At 56.9% G+C, this 15,806-nt stretch carries 25 protein-coding genes and 1 tRNA gene; 22 read left to right on the top strand and 4 right to left on the bottom strand.

From position 1 onward, the window contains the following. The first annotated feature begins 7 nt into the window (after positions 1-7). The 17 genes from rplX (at position 8) to QLQ16_RS11205 (ending at position 8,432) form a co-directional block, all read left to right on the top strand. Positions 8-328: a 50S ribosomal protein L24 gene (gene rplX, locus QLQ16_RS11285; protein WP_283224785.1), complete on the top strand. Its 321-nt coding sequence runs from the start codon at positions 8-10 to the stop codon at positions 326-328. A 2-nt stretch (positions 329-330) separates the two neighbouring features. Next, the gene (gene rplE / locus QLQ16_RS11280) at positions 331-870 is read left to right on the top strand and encodes a 50S ribosomal protein L5 (RefSeq protein ID WP_100120212.1); all 540 of its coding nucleotides are present in this window, start codon (positions 331-333) and stop codon (positions 868-870) included. Positions 871-878: 8 nt separating this feature from the next. Continuing rightward, entirely contained in the window at positions 879-1,184 is a 306-nt protein-coding gene (gene rpsN / locus QLQ16_RS11275; RefSeq protein ID WP_108324089.1) for a 30S ribosomal protein S14, read from the top strand. A 19-nt stretch (positions 1,185-1,203) separates the two neighbouring features. Further along, positions 1,204-1,599 (top strand): 30S ribosomal protein S8, encoded by a 396-nt coding sequence (gene rpsH / locus QLQ16_RS11270; protein ID WP_283224784.1) that lies wholly within the window; start codon positions 1,204-1,206, stop codon positions 1,597-1,599. Between the two features lie 16 nt (positions 1,600-1,615). Continuing rightward, positions 1,616-2,149: a 50S ribosomal protein L6 gene (gene rplF / locus QLQ16_RS11265; protein WP_283224783.1), complete on the top strand. Its 534-nt coding sequence runs from the start codon at positions 1,616-1,618 to the stop codon at positions 2,147-2,149. 11 nt (positions 2,150-2,160) lie between these two features. After that, positions 2,161-2,526, top strand: a complete 366-nt coding sequence (rplR, locus tag QLQ16_RS11260) for a 50S ribosomal protein L18 (protein WP_108324092.1) — start codon at positions 2,161-2,163, stop codon at positions 2,524-2,526. Between the two features lie 17 nt (positions 2,527-2,543). Further along, complete coding sequence (rpsE, locus tag QLQ16_RS11255; protein WP_283224782.1) at positions 2,544-3,062, top strand: 30S ribosomal protein S5; 519 nt, start codon at positions 2,544-2,546, stop codon at positions 3,060-3,062. Between the two features lie 14 nt (positions 3,063-3,076). Beyond that, positions 3,077-3,259 (top strand): 50S ribosomal protein L30, encoded by a 183-nt coding sequence (gene rpmD, locus QLQ16_RS11250; protein ID WP_283224781.1) that lies wholly within the window; start codon positions 3,077-3,079, stop codon positions 3,257-3,259. A gap of 10 nt (positions 3,260-3,269) precedes the next feature. Beyond that, entirely contained in the window at positions 3,270-3,701 is a 432-nt protein-coding gene (rplO, locus tag QLQ16_RS11245) for a 50S ribosomal protein L15 (RefSeq protein WP_283224780.1), read from the top strand. 22 nt (positions 3,702-3,723) lie between these two features. Beyond that, entirely contained in the window at positions 3,724-5,043 is a 1,320-nt protein-coding gene (gene secY, locus QLQ16_RS11240) for a preprotein translocase subunit SecY (RefSeq protein WP_283224779.1), read from the top strand. A 93-nt stretch (positions 5,044-5,136) separates the two neighbouring features. Continuing rightward, positions 5,137-5,250 carry a 50S ribosomal protein L36 gene (gene rpmJ, locus QLQ16_RS11235; protein WP_011481465.1) on the top strand — a complete coding sequence of 38 codons (114 nt, stop codon included), beginning with the start codon at positions 5,137-5,139 and terminating at the stop codon, positions 5,248-5,250. Positions 5,251-5,274: 24 nt separating this feature from the next. Continuing rightward, positions 5,275-5,640, top strand: a complete 366-nt coding sequence (gene rpsM, locus QLQ16_RS11230) for a 30S ribosomal protein S13 (protein WP_108324096.1) — start codon at positions 5,275-5,277, stop codon at positions 5,638-5,640. Positions 5,641-5,659: 19 nt separating this feature from the next. Next, positions 5,660-6,064, top strand: a complete 405-nt coding sequence (gene rpsK, locus QLQ16_RS11225; RefSeq protein WP_108324097.1) for a 30S ribosomal protein S11 — start codon at positions 5,660-5,662, stop codon at positions 6,062-6,064. Positions 6,065-6,150: 86 nt separating this feature from the next. Then, positions 6,151-6,774 carry a 30S ribosomal protein S4 gene (gene rpsD, locus QLQ16_RS11220; RefSeq protein ID WP_283224778.1) on the top strand — a complete coding sequence of 208 codons (624 nt, stop codon included), beginning with the start codon at positions 6,151-6,153 and terminating at the stop codon, positions 6,772-6,774. A gap of 100 nt (positions 6,775-6,874) precedes the next feature. Then, positions 6,875-7,867 carry a DNA-directed RNA polymerase subunit alpha gene (locus tag QLQ16_RS11215; protein ID WP_283224777.1) on the top strand — a complete coding sequence of 331 codons (993 nt, stop codon included), beginning with the start codon at positions 6,875-6,877 and terminating at the stop codon, positions 7,865-7,867. Positions 7,868-7,949: 82 nt separating this feature from the next. Continuing rightward, complete coding sequence (gene rplQ, locus QLQ16_RS11210; protein WP_283224776.1) at positions 7,950-8,336, top strand: 50S ribosomal protein L17; 387 nt, start codon at positions 7,950-7,952, stop codon at positions 8,334-8,336. A gap of 19 nt (positions 8,337-8,355) precedes the next feature. Continuing rightward, positions 8,356-8,432: transfer RNA gene (locus QLQ16_RS11205), tRNA-Met, on the top strand. A gap of 64 nt (positions 8,433-8,496) precedes the next feature. On the opposite strand, the gene QLQ16_RS11200 is transcribed toward QLQ16_RS11205, so the two are convergent. From QLQ16_RS11200 to apaG, 4 genes are read right to left on the bottom strand one after another with little or no spacing between them, the layout of a single operon-like run. Beyond that, the gene (locus QLQ16_RS11200; protein WP_431310410.1) at positions 8,497-8,970 is read right to left on the bottom strand and encodes a CinA family protein; all 474 of its coding nucleotides are present in this window, start codon (positions 8,968-8,970) and stop codon (positions 8,497-8,499) included. Beyond that, entirely contained in the window at positions 8,967-9,479 is a 513-nt protein-coding gene (locus QLQ16_RS11195) for a phosphatidylglycerophosphatase A family protein (RefSeq protein ID WP_283224775.1), read from the bottom strand. Before QLQ16_RS11195 ends, QLQ16_RS11200 begins: the two co-directional genes overlap by 4 nt. Further along, a complete protein-coding gene (gene thiL / locus QLQ16_RS11190) occupies positions 9,476-10,435 on the bottom strand; it encodes a thiamine-phosphate kinase (RefSeq protein WP_283224774.1) in 960 nt (319 codons plus the stop codon). The genes QLQ16_RS11195 and thiL overlap by 4 nt, the downstream gene beginning before the upstream one ends. A gap of 41 nt (positions 10,436-10,476) precedes the next feature. Then, a complete protein-coding gene (apaG, locus tag QLQ16_RS11185; RefSeq protein ID WP_283224773.1) occupies positions 10,477-10,869 on the bottom strand; it encodes a Co2+/Mg2+ efflux protein ApaG in 393 nt (130 codons plus the stop codon). A 29-nt stretch (positions 10,870-10,898) separates the two neighbouring features. On the opposite strand from apaG, the gene rpe reads away from it, so the two are divergent. From rpe to trpD, 5 genes are all read left to right on the top strand, one after another. Next, complete coding sequence (gene rpe, locus QLQ16_RS11180; RefSeq protein ID WP_283224772.1) at positions 10,899-11,579, top strand: ribulose-phosphate 3-epimerase; 681 nt, start codon at positions 10,899-10,901, stop codon at positions 11,577-11,579. Next, positions 11,579-12,283 (top strand): phosphoglycolate phosphatase, encoded by a 705-nt coding sequence (gene gph / locus QLQ16_RS11175; RefSeq protein ID WP_283224771.1) that lies wholly within the window; start codon positions 11,579-11,581, stop codon positions 12,281-12,283. Before rpe ends, gph begins: the two co-directional genes overlap by 1 nt. 247 nt (positions 12,284-12,530) lie before the next feature. After that, on the top strand, positions 12,531-14,030 hold the full coding sequence (gene trpE / locus QLQ16_RS11170; protein WP_283224770.1) for an anthranilate synthase component I: 1,500 nt from the start codon (positions 12,531-12,533) through the stop codon (positions 14,028-14,030). A gap of 5 nt (positions 14,031-14,035) precedes the next feature. Next, on the top strand, positions 14,036-14,617 hold the full coding sequence (locus tag QLQ16_RS11165) for an anthranilate synthase component II (RefSeq protein WP_283224769.1): 582 nt from the start codon (positions 14,036-14,038) through the stop codon (positions 14,615-14,617). A 36-nt stretch (positions 14,618-14,653) separates the two neighbouring features. Then, a complete protein-coding gene (trpD, locus tag QLQ16_RS11160) occupies positions 14,654-15,682 on the top strand; it encodes an anthranilate phosphoribosyltransferase (protein WP_283224768.1) in 1,029 nt (342 codons plus the stop codon). The last annotated feature ends 124 nt before the right edge of the window (positions 15,683-15,806 follow it).

The following is a 15,806-nucleotide window of genomic DNA, read 5'->3' as shown; positions in this document are numbered from 1 at the left end:
ACGCGCCATGAACAAGATTCGCAAAGGCGACGAAATCATCGTCATCACAGGTCGTGACAAAGGCAAGCGTGGCACCGTGTCATCGCGCGCCAGCGATTCGCACCTGGTGATCGAAGGTGTGAACATCGTCAAAAAGCACGCCAAGCCAAACCCTATGAAGGGCACCACTGGCGGCATCATCGAAAAGGCCATGCCTATTCACCAATCCAATGTGGCGATTTTCAACGCCGCTACTGGGAAGGCTGATCGCGTGGGTATCAAGCTGCAAGCTGACGGCAAACGCGTTCGCGTTTACAAGTCCAGCGGCGAAGAAATCAAGGTGGCATGAGCATGGCACGTTTGCAACAACTCTTCCGCGAGAAAATCGCTGCTGAACTGACGGCCAAGTTTGGCTACACGTCGCCCATGCAGGTTCCTCGCATCACCAAGATCACCTTGAACATGGGTGTGTCTGAAGCTGTGGCCGACAAAAAAGTCATGGACCACGCTGTGAGCGACTTGACCAAAATCGCAGGCCAAAAGCCTGTGGTGACCAAGGCCAAGAAAGCGATCGCCGGCTTCAAGATCCGTGAGCAACAGCCTATTGGCTGCATGGTGACTTTGCGTGGCGTTCAGATGTACGAATTCCTCGACCGTTTCGTGACCGTGGCTTTGCCTCGCGTTCGTGACTTCCGTGGTATTTCTGGTCGCGCATTTGATGGCCGCGGTAACTACAACATCGGCGTCAAAGAACAGATCATTTTCCCTGAGATTGAGTACGACAAGGTCGATGCCTTGCGCGGTCTCAACATCAGCATCACCACAACGGCCAAGTCCGACGAAGAGTGCAAAGCGCTCTTGACGGCTTTCCGCTTCCCCTTCAAGAACTGAGGTGTCACGTGGCTAAAGTAGCTTTGATCGAGCGCGAGCTCAAGCGTGAAAAACTGGCGGCCAAGTACGCGAAAAAATACGCGGAACTGAAAGCCATCGCCAATGATGCCAAGCGCAGCGATGAAGAGCGTGCAGTTGCCCGTCTGGGTCTGCAAAAGCTCCCACGCAACGCCAACCCCACCCGCCAACGCAACCGCTGCGAAATCACCGGTCGTCCACGTGGCACATTCCGTCAATTTGGTCTGGGCCGCGCCAAGATCCGTGAACTTGCCTTCCAAGGCAACATTCCGGGCGTGACCAAGGCCAGCTGGTAATCGGCAGGAGAGATACAACATGAGCATGAGTGATCCTATTGCCGATCTGTTGACCCGCATCCGCAACGCACAAATGGTTTCCAAAGCCATGGTGTTGGTTCCATCTTCCAAAGTGAAGGTGGCCATCGCCCAAGTGTTGAAAGATGAAGGCTACATTGATGGCTTCCAAATCAAGACCGAAGGCGGCAAAGCCACCCTCGAAATCGCCCTGAAGTACTACGCCGGTCGCCCTGTGATCGAGAGTATTGAACGTGTGAGCCGTCCTGGCCTGCGCGTTTACAAAGGCAGCGATGCAATTCCTCAGGTCCAAAACGGCCTGGGCGTCGCCATCGTCACCACACCCAAGGGTGTGATGACCGACCGCAAAGCGCGCGCAGCCGGTGTCGGCGGCGAAGTGCTGTGCTACGTCGCTTAAAGGCAGGAGAGACTGAATGTCCCGAGTAGGAAAAATGCCTGTGACCATCCCCGCTGGCGTGGATGTGTCCATCAAGGAAGACCAGATCAGCGTTAAAGGCACAGGTGGTCAATTGGCCATCGCTGCCAACCGTTTGGTCCAGGTCAACAACGAAGGCGGCAAGCTGAGCTTTGTGCCTGCCAACGATTCGCGTGAAGCCAACGCCATGAGCGGCACCTTGCGTCAGCTGGTGAACAACATGGTGACTGGCGTGACCAAGGGTTTCGAGAAGAAGCTGAACCTGATTGGCGTGGGTTACAAAGCCCAAGCCACTGGTGCCAAGCTGAATCTGGCCGTTGGTTATTCGCACCCCGTCAACATCGACATGCCTGCTGGCATCACGGTGGCCACACCGACCGCGACTGAAATCGTGATCAAAGGTGCTGACCGTCAACGTGTTGGCCAAATTGCTGCTGAGATCCGTGCTGTTCGTCCTCCTGAGCCTTACAAAGGCAAGGGCATCCGTTATTCGGATGAGAAGATCACGATCAAAGAGACCAAGAAGAAATAAGGAGCTGCATCATGATGACCAAGAAAGAGCAGCGTCTCCGTCGTGCACGTCAAACACGCATCCGCATTGCACAGCAAGGCGTGGCCCGTTTGACCGTGAACCGCACCAACCTGCATATCTACGCCAGTGTGATCTCTGGTTGCGGTACCAAAGTGTTGGCCAGTGCCTCCACCGCCGAAGCCGAAGTGCGTACGGCGCTGGGTGCAGCAGGCAAAGGTGGCAATGCCGCCGCAGCCGCCGTCATTGGCAAGCGCATTGCTGAAAAAGCGAAAGCTGCTGGCGTTGAGAAGGTCGCCTTCGACCGCGCAGGTTTTGCTTACCACGGTCGTGTCAAGGCTTTGGCCGAAGCTGCCCGTGAAGCAGGTCTGCAGTTCTAAACGGATCGGAATTACAAATGGCTAAATTTACAGCAAAACCGCAAGCTGACGGTCCAGAAGACGGTCTGCGCGAGAAGATGATCGCGGTCAACCGCGTGACCAAGGTGGTCAAGGGTGGCCGTATCCTGGGTTTCGCAGCGTTGACAGTCGTGGGTGATGGCGACGGCAAAGTCGGCATGGGCAAAGGCAAGTCGAAAGAAGTGCCAGTGGCTGTGCAAAAGGCAATGGAAGAGGCCCGTCGCAACCTGAACAAAGTGGCGTTGAAAAACGGCACCATTCATCACGCAGTGACAGGTCACCACGGCGCAGCCCGCGTCATGATGGCCCCAGCCCCCAAAGGTACCGGCATCATCGCTGGTGGTCCTATGCGCGCTGTGTTCGAAGTGGTGGGTATCACCGACATCGTGGCCAAGAGCCATGGTTCTTCGAACCCCTACAACATGGTTCGCGCCACTCTGGACGCCTTGGCCAACTGCACAACAGCCTCGAACGTGGCTGCCAAGCGTGGCAAGTCAGTTGAAGAGCTGTTCGCCTGAACTGGAGATCGAACATGTCTAACCAAGCTACCGTGAAAGTCCAATTGGTGCGTAGCCCCATTGGTACCAAGCAATCCCACCGCGACACCGTTCGTGGCCTGGGTCTGCGCAAACTCAACAGCGTCAGCGAATTGCAGGACACCCCTGCAGTGCGCGGCATGATCAACAAGATCAGCTATCTGGTCAAAGTTCTCTGAGAGATATCTGATGGAACTCAACAGCATCAAACCCGCAGACGGCGCTAAACACGCTGCTCGTCGCGTTGGCCGTGGTATCGGTTCGGGTCTGGGTAAAACCGCCGGTCGTGGTCACAAAGGTCAAAAGTCCCGTTCGGGCGGCTACCACAAAGTGGGTTTCGAAGGCGGTCAAATGCCTTTGCAACGCCGTCTGCCTAAGCGCGGTTTCAAATCGCACTTGTTGAAATTCAACGCAGAAATCACCTTGACCACACTGAGCAAGCTCGGTTTGGCCGAAGTGGACCTGTTGACCTTGAAGCAAGCGGGCCTCGTGCCTGAGCTGGCCAAAGTGGTCAAAGTGATCAAATCCGGCGAACTCACCACGGCCGTCAAATTGACGGGTATCGGTGCGACAGCAGGTGCCAAAGCAGCCATTGAAGCTGCTGGTGGCTCCCTGGCCTGAATGTTGATGGACGAGACGCATCGTGGCAACCAACGCTAATCAGATCGCCAAGTCAGGCAAGTTCGGGGACCTGCGTCGCCGACTGGTCTTCTTGCTGCTCGCGTTGGTCGTTTACCGTGCTGGCGCCCACATCCCAGTTCCTGGCATCGATCCTGAGCAACTCAAACAGTTGTTCAACGGTCAGCAAGGCGGCATCCTGAGCTTGTTCAACATGTTCTCGGGTGGCGCTTTGTCGCGGTTCACCGTTTTTGCCTTGGGCATCATGCCTTACATCTCGGCATCCATCGTGATGCAGTTGTTGACCTACGTTCTTCCCGCTTTCGAGCAGTTGAAGAAAGAGGGCGAGGCAGGTCGTCGCAAGATCACGCAGTACACACGCTTCGGTGCATTGGGCTTGGCGATTTTCCAGTCCTTGGGCATTGCCGTGGCCTTGGAAGCGTCTGCTGGCTTGGTGATCAGCCCTGGCATTGGTTTTCGCATGACAGCCGTGGTCAGCTTGACTGCTGGCACCATGTTCCTGATGTGGTTGGGTGAGCAGATCACTGAGCGCGGCTTGGGCAATGGCATCTCGATCTTGATCTTTGCAGGCATCGCAGCGGGTTTGCCCAGTGCCATGGGTGGTTTGTTTGAACTGGTTCGTACTGGTGCAATGAACCCACTCGTGTCCTTGCTGATCATTGCGGTGGTGGTTCTGGTGACCTACTTCGTGGTGTTCGTGGAACGCGGTCAGCGCAAGATTTTGGTGAACTACGCTCGTCGTCAAGTGGGCAATAAAGTGTATGGCGGTCAATCGTCACACTTGCCGCTCAAGTTGAACATGGCCGGTGTGATTCCTCCGATCTTTGCCTCTTCGATCATTTTGTTGCCTGCAACTGTGATCAACTGGTTCAGCTCGGGTGAGACCGACAGTGCCGTGGTGCGTTTTTTCAAAGACGTGGCCAGCACTTTGACCCCTGGTCAGCCGATCTATGTGATGTTGTACGCAGCAGCCATCATCTTCTTCTGCTTTTTCTACACCGCTTTGGTTTTCAACAGCCGTGAAACAGCAGACAACTTGAAGAAAAGTGGCGCTTTCATTCCAGGCATTCGCCCAGGTGATCAGACCGCTCGCTACATCGACAAGATCCTGTTGCGTTTGACTTTGGCAGGTGCGGCTTACATCACATTCGTGTGTCTGCTGCCCGAGTTCCTGATTCTGAAATACAATGTTCCGTTTTACTTTGGCGGCACCTCGTTGCTGATCATTGTGGTGGTCACGATGGATTTCATGGCCCAGGTACAAAATTATTTGATGTCACAACAGTACGAATCGCTTTTGAAGAAAGCGAGTTTCAAGTCCTGACCGACTTGCGTATGAATTCCTGCTGCGTATGCGGGACCACCATTTGAGCCTGGCTGAAGAGCCAGGTTGAACGAAGAGTTTTAGGAGAGAACCATGAGAGTTTCTGCTTCGGTGAAAAAAATTTGCCGCAACTGCAAGATCATTCGCCGTAAAGGCGTTGTTCGTGTGATCTGCACAGATCCACGTCACAAGCAGCGTCAAGGCTGATTGAACTAGTTTTAGAGGACGAAAATGGCACGTATCGCTGGCATCAACATTCCGCCGCACAAACATGCTGAGATTGGCTTGACCGCCATCTTCGGTATTGGTCGCACCCGCGCACGACAAATTTGCGAAGCCTGTGGCATCGCTTACTCCAAAAAGATCAAAGATCTGACGGACGGCGACTTGGAAAAAATTCGCGATCACATCGCTGCGTTCACCATCGAAGGTGACCTGCGTCGTGAGACCACCATGAACATCAAGCGTTTGATGGACATCGGTTGCTACCGTGGTTTCCGCCACCGTCGCGGTTTGCCCATGCGCGGCCAGCGTACACGTACCAATGCACGCACTCGCAAGGGTCCGCGCAAAGGCGCAGCGGCCCTGAAGAAATAAGCAGGATTGAGAGACCACTATGGCTAAAGCACAATCGAACAGCGCAGCACAACGCGTGCGTAAAAAAGTCCGCAAGAACATTGCTGACGGCATTGCACACGTTCACGCTTCGTTCAACAACACCATCATCACCATCACCGATCGCCAAGGCAATGCTTTGTCTTGGGCTTCTTCGGGTGGCCAAGGCTTCAAGGGTTCGCGCAAATCGACACCTTTCGCAGCTCAAGTTGCCTCCGAAGTGGCTGGTCGCGCAGCGCAAGAACAAGGCATCAAAAACCTCGACGTCGAAATCAAGGGTCCAGGCCCTGGTCGCGAGTCTTCCGTTCGTGCCTTGGGTGCATTGGGCATCCGCATCACTTCCATCTCGGATGTGACGCCTGTCCCGCACAACGGCTGCCGCCCACAAAAGCGCCGTCGTATCTAATTTCAAACCAAGCCCACCGCCAGGCCTTGCTTGCATCGCCTGGCTCCCGCATTTCTGATGCGGTAGTTGCATAAAAGGAAAATCAAGTGGCACGCTACCTCGGCCCCAAGGCCAAACTTTCCCGCCGTGAAGGCACAGACTTGTTCTTGAAGAGCGCACGTCGCTCGATCGCTGACAAGTCTAAATTCGACACCAAGCCAGGCCAACACGGTCGCACTTCGGGTCAGCGCACTTCTGACTACGGTCTGCAACTGCGTGAAAAGCAAAAAGTCAAGCGCATGTACGGCGTGCTGGAAAAGCAATTCCGTCGTTACTTCGCTGAAGCCGATCGTCGCAAAGGCAATACGGGTTCTAACCTGTTGGCTTTGCTCGAGTGCCGTCTGGACAACGTGGTGTACCGTATGGGCTTCGGCTCCACACGCGCTGAAGCACGTCAGATGGTTTCTCACAAAGCCATCAGCGTCAATGGTCAATCCGTGAACATCCCTTCGTACCTGGTCAAAGCCGGTGACGTGATCGCTGTTCGTGAAAAGTCTAAAAAGCAAAACCGCGTGGTGGAAGCTTTGCAATTGGCTCAGCAAGTTGGTATGCCAGCTTGGGTCGAAGTTAACGCTGACAAAGCCGAAGGCACCTTCAAGAAGGTTCCTGACCGCGACGAATTTGGCGCTGACATCAACGAATCGTTGATCGTCGAACTGTATTCTCGTTAATACGTCGTTTCAATCGTTCCCGGCGCACAAGGCATTGTGGGCCGGGTGCTTCATCAGCCTTACCGGTGTAACGGACCGGGGGTATTGAGAGGAAGTCTGAATGCAAACCAATCTGTTGAAACCCAAAGCCATCCAAGTCGAGCAACTGGCGGCCAACCGTGCCAAAGTCACGCTGGAGCCTTTCGAGCGTGGCTACGGTCACACGCTGGGCAACGCGCTGCGCCGCGTTTTGCTGTCCTCTATGGTCGGCTACTCGGCCACCGAAGTGACCATTGCTGGCGTGGTTCATGAATACTCGTCCATCGATGGCGTCCAAGAAGATGTGGTCAACATCTTGTTGAACCTCAAAGGCGTGGTCTTCAAATTGCATAACCGCGATGAAGTGACTTTGAGCCTGCGCAAAGACGGCGAAGGCGCTGTCACCGCTGCTGATATCCAGACACCTCACGATGTCGAGATCATCAACCCCGAGCACGTCATTGCCAACCTGTCGCAAGGCGGCAAGCTGGACATGCAGATCAAGGTTGAAAAGGGCCGTGGCTACGTGCCCGGTTCCATGCGCCGTTATGCCGACGAGCCTACCAAGGCTTTGGGCCGCATTGTGCTGGACGCTTCGTTCTCGCCTGTCAAGCGCGTGAGCTACACCGTCGAAAGCGCCCGCGTTGAGCAGCGTACCGATCTGGACAAGTTGGTCATCGAGATCGAGACCAACGGTGCCATCACGGCCGAAGATGCCGTGCGCGCATCGGCCAAGATTTTGGTGGAACAGCTGGCGGTGTTCGCACAGCTGGAAGGCAGCGAATTGTCTGCTTTCGATGCGCCTGCCGCTCGCGGTGGTGCTGGCAGTTTCGACTCCATCTTGCTGCGCCCAGTGGACGAACTCGAACTCACCGTTCGTTCGGCCAACTGCCTCAAAGCAGAAAACATTTACTACATCGGCGACCTGATCCAGCGGACCGAGAATGAATTGCTCAAGACCCCTAACCTGGGTCGCAAGTCACTTAACGAAATCAAGGAAGTTTTGGCTTCCCGCGGTCTGACTTTGGGCATGAAGCTCGAAGCTTGGCCACCTGCTGGTTTGGAAAAGCGATAATCTCAATTTCCCGGAAATGATCCGGGGTGTGCACGGGCAGTACCTGATACGGCTGTCTGTTTAATAAAGAAAGGAAAGCACCATGCGTCACGGACACGGCCTTCGTAAACTCAATCGCACCAGCTCGCACCGCCTTGCGATGCTGCAGAACATGATGAACTCGCTCATCGAGCATGAAGTCATCAAAACCACAGTACCAAAGGCCAAAGAATTGCGCCGCGTGATCGAGCCCATGATCACTTTGGCCAAAGTGGACAACTTGTCGAACCGTCGCTTGGCGTTCAACCGTTTGCGTGACCGCGACAGCGTCACCAAATTGTTCAATGTGCTGGGCCCACGTTCGGCCTCGCGTCCTGGTGGTTACACACGTATCCTGAAAATGGGATTCCGTGTGGGGGACAACGCACCGATGGCATTGGTCGAATTGGTCGATCGCGCTGATTCATCTGCCGAACAGGCCGCAGAATAAGGTATAATTAATCTCTTACCGCGGGGTGGAGCAGTCTGGTAGCTCGTTGGGCTCATAACCCAAAGGTCGTTGGTTCAAATCCGGCCCCCGCAACCAAATTTGGCGCAAGCTGATTTTCAAAAAATGCCCTCTTCGGAGGGCTTTTTTGTTTCTGCCTGGCTTATCTTGGCAAGCGTTGCAGTAGGCCTCGCAAAGCCACCTGTGTTGTGGCTTGTCTGATCTGGCCGCGATCACCGGTGAACAGATGCCTTTCGGCGTGCGCAATGCCTTGGATGCACCAAGCCAGCCAAACAGTACCAACAGGTTTATCCGCCGAGCCGCCGGTGGGCCCGGCGATGCCAGTGACTGCAACACTGACCTGCGCGTGAGAGCGATAGCACGCACCCAGAGCCATGGCGAGGGCCACAGGCTCGCTCACAGCACCGTGCTGATCAATGATCGCAGCCGGCACACCCAGCAATTCAGATTTCGCCTCGTTGGAATAGGTGACGAACCCACGCTCAAACCAAGAGCTGGAACCAGGCAAATCTGTGCAATGGGCAGCGATCATGCCGCCAGTGCAGCTTTCAGCCGTGGCCATCATCCACTGCAAGCTCTGAAGGCGAGATGAAAGTGCTGGAATGTGAAGTTTCACCACACCCACCTCCAAAAGGCCAAGACCAGCAGGGTGCAAAAAGCCGCCACCAGGTCGTCTAACAGAATGCCCCAACCACCGCGCCAACCGAATCCTTTGAACAGCTGATCAGCCCAGGCCACGGGGCCAGGCTTAACGGCATCAAAAAAACGAAACAGCGCAAAGGCGATGAGCTGGCCCCAAAAGCCCGTAGGCAAGATGAGCCACAGGATCAGCCACATGGCGATGAATTCGTCCCAAACGATGGCACCCGGGTCCGCAATGTGCATGTGGCGCGCGGTCAAAGTACAAGCCCACCAGCCCAAAGGCAGGCTCAAGGCGATCAACAGACCTTGGGCAGCAGGAGACAAAAAGTTCTGAATCACCAACCAGATGGCCCACGCCCAAAGCGTGCCTACGGTGCCTGGTGCTTTGGGGGCCAGGCCGGACCCAAAACCCAGCGCAATACAATGCGCAGGGTGAGACATCATGAATCGGAAGTCCACAATGCGTGGTGCGTTTTCAGTCATGCGAAATGGTCAAATGAACGGAGTCCGTGGTCGATGGCTTGACCTTGGCTGTCAAGCACACGCAACTGAGTGTCCGAGGTGATGTGTCCGATGCGGGTGACCGGTGTCGCCGATCGGTTTGAAGCATCGAGCACAGCCTGACGTGCTGAGGCTGGCGCTGTGAAAACCAATTCATAGTCATCACCGCCTGACAATACACAGGTCAATGCCAAGGCCTCTGGACAAGGCCAGGTCTGTGATGCGGCAAGCAATGGCTGACAGGCTGGCCAGTCAATGACCGCCCCCACGTGGCTGGCACGAAGGATGTGACCCAGATCGCCCAAAAGCCCATCGCTGATGTCTGCCATGGCGGTGGCCATGCCCCGCAGGGACTGGCCCAGGGCCACACGGGGCAAGGGGGTTTCCATGCGCAAGCGTGCTGACTCGAAAATCGCCTGTGGCAAACCAACAAGGCCCCGAAAGGCCTCCAAGGCCAGACGTGCATCGCCCACATGGCCGCTGACATACAGGTCATCGCCAGCTTGCGCGCCAGAGCGCAGGATGGCTTGACCCGTGGGGACATCACCCATCACGGTGATGGAAATGTTCAAGGGTCCTTGCGTGGTGTCACCACCGATCAGTTCGATGCCATGCGCATCGGCCAGCGCAAAAAGACCGTGTGAAAAACCATCCAACCAAGATTCCTCTAGCCGAGGCAATGCCAATGACAAGAAAAAAACCTGAGGTGTTGCGCCGCAGGCGGCCAAGTCGCTGAGGTTGACGGCCAGTGCTTTGTGGCCCAAACGTGCCGGGTCCACGGTCGACAAGAAATGTCGTCCTTCAACCAGCATGTCGGTGGAGATGGCCAGTTGGTGGCTGGCGCGAGGGGTCCAGATGGCGCAATCATCGCCAATGCCCACATCGGCTTGGCGTGCAGGACGCTTGAAATAGCGGTCAATCAGATCAAATTCACCCATGGTGCAAGCTTAACCGCAAGCCACTCAAGGCTGTCTGTGTATCAATGCAATGTGCGACCCGTGGTTCCGGTGCCAGAGGCATCCAAGACAAAGGCCTCGATGGGCGCATCAAAACGGTGACCATCGGCGGCCACAAAAAAGAAGCTGCCATGCATGGTGCCGCTGGCGGTGCGCAAACGGCAACCGCTGCTGTACTGAAAAGACTCGCCGGGTGCGAGCAAGGGCTGCTGGCCCACCACACCCAAGCCTTTGACCTCTTCCATCTGGCCTTCATCGTTTTGAATGATCCAGTGACGGGCGATCAATTGCGCGGGGACCGTGCCCGTGTTGGTCACGGTGATCGTGTACGCAAAAGAAAACACACCGCGCAGAGGATCACTTTGTTCGCCCACGTATTGGGGCTGGGTATCAATTTGGATGGCGTAGGCAGACATAGCCCAATGTTAACTGCGACAATTCAGGCATGACGACCACATTCCGCATTGCCCCTTCCATCCTCTCGGCTGATTTCGCCCGCTTGGGCGAGGAAGTCAAAAGCGTCATCGATGCCGGTGCCGACTGGATCCACTTTGATGTGATGGACAACCATTACGTGCCCAACCTGACCTTCGGCCCCATGATCTGCCAGGCCCTGAAGCCACACGCCAAAACGACCGCAGGCGTGGCCGTGCCGATCGATGTGCATTTGATGATTTCGCCTGTCGATGCCTTGGCCGCATCCTTCGCAGAAGCCGGGGCTGACCTGATCAGTTTTCATCCCGATGCCAGCGCGCACGTGCACCGCAGCATTCAGGCCATCAAGAGCAAGGGCGTGAAGGCTGGTCTGGTGTTCAACCCGGCCGAGCCTTTGGATGTGCTGGAGTGGACGATCGATGAGATCGACCTGATTTTGATCATGAGCGTCAACCCCGGGTTCGGCGGCCAAAGCTTCATCGATTCGGCTTTGCGCAAAATTGAACAAGCCCGCAAACTGATCGAGGCCAGCGGCAAAGACATTCGCCTCGAAGTCGATGGCGGCATCAAAGTCGACAACATCCGCCGCGTGGCCGACGCCGGTGCCGACACCTTTGTGGCGGGCAGCGCGATTTTTGGCAAGCCTGATTACAAAGGCGTGATCGATCAAATGCGCCTGGCGCTGGGCTGATGCGGCCGACGATCCAAGCGGCCATCATCGATCTGGATGGCACGATGGTGGACACACTGGGTGATTTTGAAGTCGCCCTCAACCGTACTTTGGCCGACCTGGACCTGCCACCCGTGACCCGGTCTTTGGTGGAGCGCACGGTGGGCAAAGGTTCCGAGCACCTGATCCGTTCCGTGCTGGCCCATCAATTGGCCCTGCCCGAGGCAGGCGTGAGCGCCTGTGTGACCGTCGACGCCCTGTACGAGCCCGCTTGGCAGCGCTACCAGCACCACTACCTGCGCTGCAATGGCCAGCATTCGGCGCTTTACCCCGGTGTCCAAGACGCTTTGAAGGCACTGAGCGAGGCCGGTATCCCGCTGGCTTGCCTGACCAACAAACCGTTGTCTTTTGCCAAGCCGCTGCTGGCGGCCAAAGGGATTGACGGCTATTTCACGCAGGTGTTTGGCGGTGACAGCTTCGAGCGCAAAAAGCCCGACCCTCTGCCCATCCTCAAGACCTGCGAGGCATTGGGCACCGCATTGGCCCAGACCTTGATGGTGGGGGATTCGAGCAACGATGCCCAAGCCGCCCACGCGGCGGGATGCCCGGTGGTGTTGGTGACCTATGGCTACAACCATGGCCGCCCCGTTCAGGAAACCCCGGCTGCCGCATGGCTGGATTCTCTGGCCCTGTTGCCTGCGTGGCTGCAGGCGAAAAACACCTGAGCGTCCTCGCCAATAGCCTTTGCTACACTAAGCACACCATGTTCATCATCCCTTGCCACCCCTGCGCAGCCTGCCTGCCGAGCCATTCCCCTGTGGAAGGCCGGGGAGCCTGGCCCTGGCGTCAGCCAGCCTGACCTCGCCTGAACCGGGCGGCACAAGCCGCCACCCGCGCCCAGCACTGGCTGGGCATTTGGATGAATGAAACGCACCTTTGCAAAGGTTGCTGAGCTCTTGGAGGCTCTTGCCCGTGATCACCGAACTTGAATTCAAAAGCCTGGCCAGTCAAGGCTACAACCGCATCCCCCTCATGCTCGAGGCCTTTGCGGACCTGGAAACACCTTTGTCGCTTTACCTGAAGCTGGCCCACACCAAAGACAACGGCAAATTCAGCTTTTTGCTCGAATCGGTGGTGGGCGGTGAGCGTTTTGGACGCTACAGCTTCATCGGCTTGCCCGCCCGCAGCTACATCCGCGCCAGTGGTTTTGGCGACCAGGCCAAGACCGAGGTTGTGCGTGATGGCGTGGTGGTCGAGACCGCCTCGGGCAACCCTCTGGACTTCATCGAGCAATACCAAAAGCGTTTCAAAGTGGCCTTGCGCCCAGGTTTGCCACGATTTTGCGGCGGCTTGGCTGGCTACTTTGGTTACGACGCGGTGCGCTACATCGAGAAGAAGCTCGAAAAATCCTGCCCACCCGACACCCTCGGCACGCCCGACATCATGCTGCTTCAATGCGAAGAGCTGGCGGTGATCGACAACCTGTCGGGCAAGCTCTACCTGATCGTCTATGCAGACCCTGCGCAGCCGGAAGCCTATGCGGGTGCCAAGAAGCGTCTGCGCGATTTGAAAGAGCAACTCAAATACTCGGTCAGTGCGCCAGTGGTCAAGCCCAGCGAGTCCTATCCCGCCGAGCGCGACTTTGCCAAGGCCGATTACATCGCCGCCGTCGAAAAAGCCAAGGAGTTGATCGCTGCGGGTGACTTCATGCAGGTGCAGGTGGGGCAACGCATCAAGAAGCGTTACACCGAGAGCCCTTTGTCGCTCTACCGTGCGCTGCGCTCGCTCAACCCCAGCCCGTACATGTATTTCTACAACCTGGGCGACTTCCATGTGGTGGGCGCAAGCCCAGAAATCTTGGTGCGCCAAGAACACACCGAAGCGGGTGAGAAAGTCATCATCCGCCCCCTGGCGGGGACCCGCCCACGCGGCGCGACGCCCGAAAAGGACAAAGCGGCCGAACAGGAATTGATCAACGATCCGAAAGAGCGTGCCGAGCACGTGATGCTGATCGATTTGGCACGCAACGACATCGGGCGCATCGCCAAGATCGGTTCCGTCAAGGTCACCGAGGCCTTTGTGGTCGAGCGTTACAGCCATGTGATGCACATCGTGAGCAACGTTGAAGGCTTGCTCAACGAGGGCATGACCAATATGGACGTGCTCAAGGCGACCTTCCCCGCGGGCACCTTGACCGGCGCCCCCAAGGTGCACGCGATGGAGCTGATTGACCAACTCGAGCCCGTTAAGCGCGGCCTTTATGGCGGTGCATGCGGCTACATCAGCTTTGCTGGGGACATGGACGTGGCCATCGCGATCCGCACGGCCGTCATCAAAGACCAAACGCTTTATGTGCAGGCGGCTGCCGGTGTGGTGGCCGACTCGGTGCCCGAGATGGAGTGGCGCGAAACCGAGCACAAGGCGCGTGCCTTGCTGCGCGCCAGCGAGTTGGTGGAAGAAGGTTTGGAGTGAACGCCATGACACAGAAAATCAAATTGCTCATGGTGGACAACTACGATTCGTTCACCTTCAACATCGTTCAGTATTTCGGCGAACTCGGTGCAGACGTCGAAGTCTTTCGCAATGACGAAATCACCCTGGAAGGCATCGCGGCGCGAAAACCCGACCGTCTGGTGATCTCGCCGGGACCGTGCTCACCGGCCGAGGCGGGTGTTTCGGTCGCGGCCATCCAGCATTTCGCGGGCCAATTGCCTATTCTGGGCGTGTGCCTGGGTCATCAAAGCATTGGTGCGGCTTTCGGCGGCCAGATTGTGCGGGCCCAAGCGTTGATGCACGGCAAGACCAGTGTGATCACCACCACGCAAGAGGGGGTGTTTGCGGGTTTGCCTGAACAATTCACCGTGAATCGCTACCACTCGCTGGCGATCGAGCGGGCCTCGTGCCCGGCTTGCCTCAAAGTCACAGCCTGGACCGATGACGGCGAGATCATGGGCGTGCGGCACACCGAGCTGGACATCGAGGGGGTTCAGTTTCACCCTGAGTCGATCCTCACCGAGCATGGCCATGCCATGTTGAAGAACTTTCTCGTGCGGCCTTGATTCGCGCGGCCATCGCCATTTTGCAAGGAAACCCCCATGCCCATCACTCCTCAAGAAGCGCTGCAACGCACCATCGAGCACCGTGAAATTTTCCACGACGAAATGCTCAAGATCATGCGCATGATCATGAATGGCGAGTTGTCACCGGTCATGACGGCGGCCCTGATCACCGGCTTGCGTGTGAAGAAAGAAACCATCGGTGAAATCACGGCGGCCGCTCAGGTGATGCGCGAGTTTTCCACCAAGGTGAAGGTGGCCAATCCCTCGAATTTGGTGGACATTGTGGGCACGGGCGGTGACGGTGCGCACACCTTCAACATCTCGACCTGTGCCATGTTTGTGGCCGCGGCAGCGGGTGCCAAAACGGCCAAGCACGGCGGTCGCAGCGTCAGCAGCAAATCCGGCAGCGCCGATGTGGTCGAGACGCTGGGCGCCAATCTGAACCTCACACCCGAGCAGATCGCCCGATCCATTGAAGAGGTGGGCATCGGTTTCATGTTCGCCCCCAACCACCACCCTGCCATGAAGAATGTGGCGCCAGTGCGCAAAGAGTTGGGCATCCGTACCATCTTCAACATCCTCGGGCCGCTGACGAATCCGGCTGGGGCGCCCAACATCTTGATGGGCGTGTTCCACTCCGATTTGGTGGGCATTCAGGTGCGGGCTTTGCAACGCTTGGGTGCTGAACATGCGGTGGTGGTTTACGGCCGCGATGGCATGGACGAGATCAGTCTGGGGGCATCGACGGTGGTCGGTGAGCTCAAGAACGGTCAAATCAGAGAATACGAAATCCACCCGGAAGACTTTGGCTTGCCCATGGCCAGCAATCGCGCACTGCGTGTGGACACGCCTGAGCAATCTTTGGCCGTGTTGCGTGGTGTGCTCGACAACCAACCTGGCGCTGCCCGTGACATCGTGATGCTCAATGCCGGCGCCGCCCTGTACGCGGCCAATGTGGCCGGCAGCATTGCCGAGGGCATTGAGCGCGCCCGTGCGGCCATCGAGTCCGGTGCCGCCAAGGCCAAGCTGGCGCAGTTTGTGGCCTTCAGCCAGACTGCGGCCTGAGGATGTGGCACGACGCGGGCGCCTGGATCGCCTTGGGTGTGTCGTCTATGTTTGTCATCGCAGGCGTGGTCATGCACTACGTCTTTGTTCGAATTTTGAAAACTGGCGCCCAAGCGCCCGATCG

It is taken from the genome of Limnohabitans lacus (genome assembly GCF_030053395.1).
Classification (GTDB): domain Bacteria; phylum Pseudomonadota; class Gammaproteobacteria; order Burkholderiales; family Burkholderiaceae_C; genus Limnohabitans_A; species Limnohabitans_A lacus.
The sequence above is the reverse complement of the archived record's forward strand: the minus strand, read 5'-3'. Positions and strand labels throughout refer to the sequence as shown.

Excerpts from the sequence above, each read along its gene's own strand:
- rplX (WP_283224785.1), top strand. The coding sequence starts at position 8 with ATGAACAAGATTCGCAAAGGCGACGAAATCATCGTCATCACAGGTCGT.
- rplE (WP_100120212.1), top strand. The coding sequence starts at position 331 with ATGGCACGTTTGCAACAACTCTTCCGCGAGAAAATCGCTGCTGAACTG.
- rpsH (WP_283224784.1), top strand. The coding sequence starts at position 1,204 with ATGAGCATGAGTGATCCTATTGCCGATCTGTTGACCCGCATCCGCAAC.
- rplF (WP_283224783.1), top strand. The coding sequence starts at position 1,616 with ATGTCCCGAGTAGGAAAAATGCCTGTGACCATCCCCGCTGGCGTGGAT.
- rplR (WP_108324092.1), top strand. The coding sequence starts at position 2,161 with ATGATGACCAAGAAAGAGCAGCGTCTCCGTCGTGCACGTCAAACACGC.
- rpsE (WP_283224782.1), top strand. The coding sequence starts at position 2,544 with ATGGCTAAATTTACAGCAAAACCGCAAGCTGACGGTCCAGAAGACGGT.
- rpmD (WP_283224781.1), top strand. The coding sequence starts at position 3,077 with ATGTCTAACCAAGCTACCGTGAAAGTCCAATTGGTGCGTAGCCCCATT.
- rplO (WP_283224780.1), top strand. The coding sequence starts at position 3,270 with ATGGAACTCAACAGCATCAAACCCGCAGACGGCGCTAAACACGCTGCT.
- rpmJ (WP_011481465.1), top strand. The coding sequence starts at position 5,137 with ATGAGAGTTTCTGCTTCGGTGAAAAAAATTTGCCGCAACTGCAAGATC.
- rpsM (WP_108324096.1), top strand. The coding sequence starts at position 5,275 with ATGGCACGTATCGCTGGCATCAACATTCCGCCGCACAAACATGCTGAG.
- rpsK (WP_108324097.1), top strand. The coding sequence starts at position 5,660 with ATGGCTAAAGCACAATCGAACAGCGCAGCACAACGCGTGCGTAAAAAA.
- QLQ16_RS11215 (WP_283224777.1), top strand. The coding sequence starts at position 6,875 with ATGCAAACCAATCTGTTGAAACCCAAAGCCATCCAAGTCGAGCAACTG.
- rplQ (WP_283224776.1), top strand. The coding sequence starts at position 7,950 with ATGCGTCACGGACACGGCCTTCGTAAACTCAATCGCACCAGCTCGCAC.
- QLQ16_RS11195 (WP_283224775.1), bottom strand. The coding sequence starts at position 9,479 with ATGACTGAAAACGCACCACGCATTGTGGACTTCCGATTCATGATGTCT.
- thiL (WP_283224774.1), bottom strand. The coding sequence starts at position 10,435 with ATGGGTGAATTTGATCTGATTGACCGCTATTTCAAGCGTCCTGCACGC.
- apaG (WP_283224773.1), bottom strand. The coding sequence starts at position 10,869 with ATGTCTGCCTACGCCATCCAAATTGATACCCAGCCCCAATACGTGGGC.
- rpe (WP_283224772.1), top strand. The coding sequence starts at position 10,899 with ATGACGACCACATTCCGCATTGCCCCTTCCATCCTCTCGGCTGATTTC.
- gph (WP_283224771.1), top strand. The coding sequence starts at position 11,579 with ATGCGGCCGACGATCCAAGCGGCCATCATCGATCTGGATGGCACGATG.
- QLQ16_RS11165 (WP_283224769.1), top strand. The coding sequence starts at position 14,036 with ATGACACAGAAAATCAAATTGCTCATGGTGGACAACTACGATTCGTTC.
- trpD (WP_283224768.1), top strand. The coding sequence starts at position 14,654 with ATGCCCATCACTCCTCAAGAAGCGCTGCAACGCACCATCGAGCACCGT.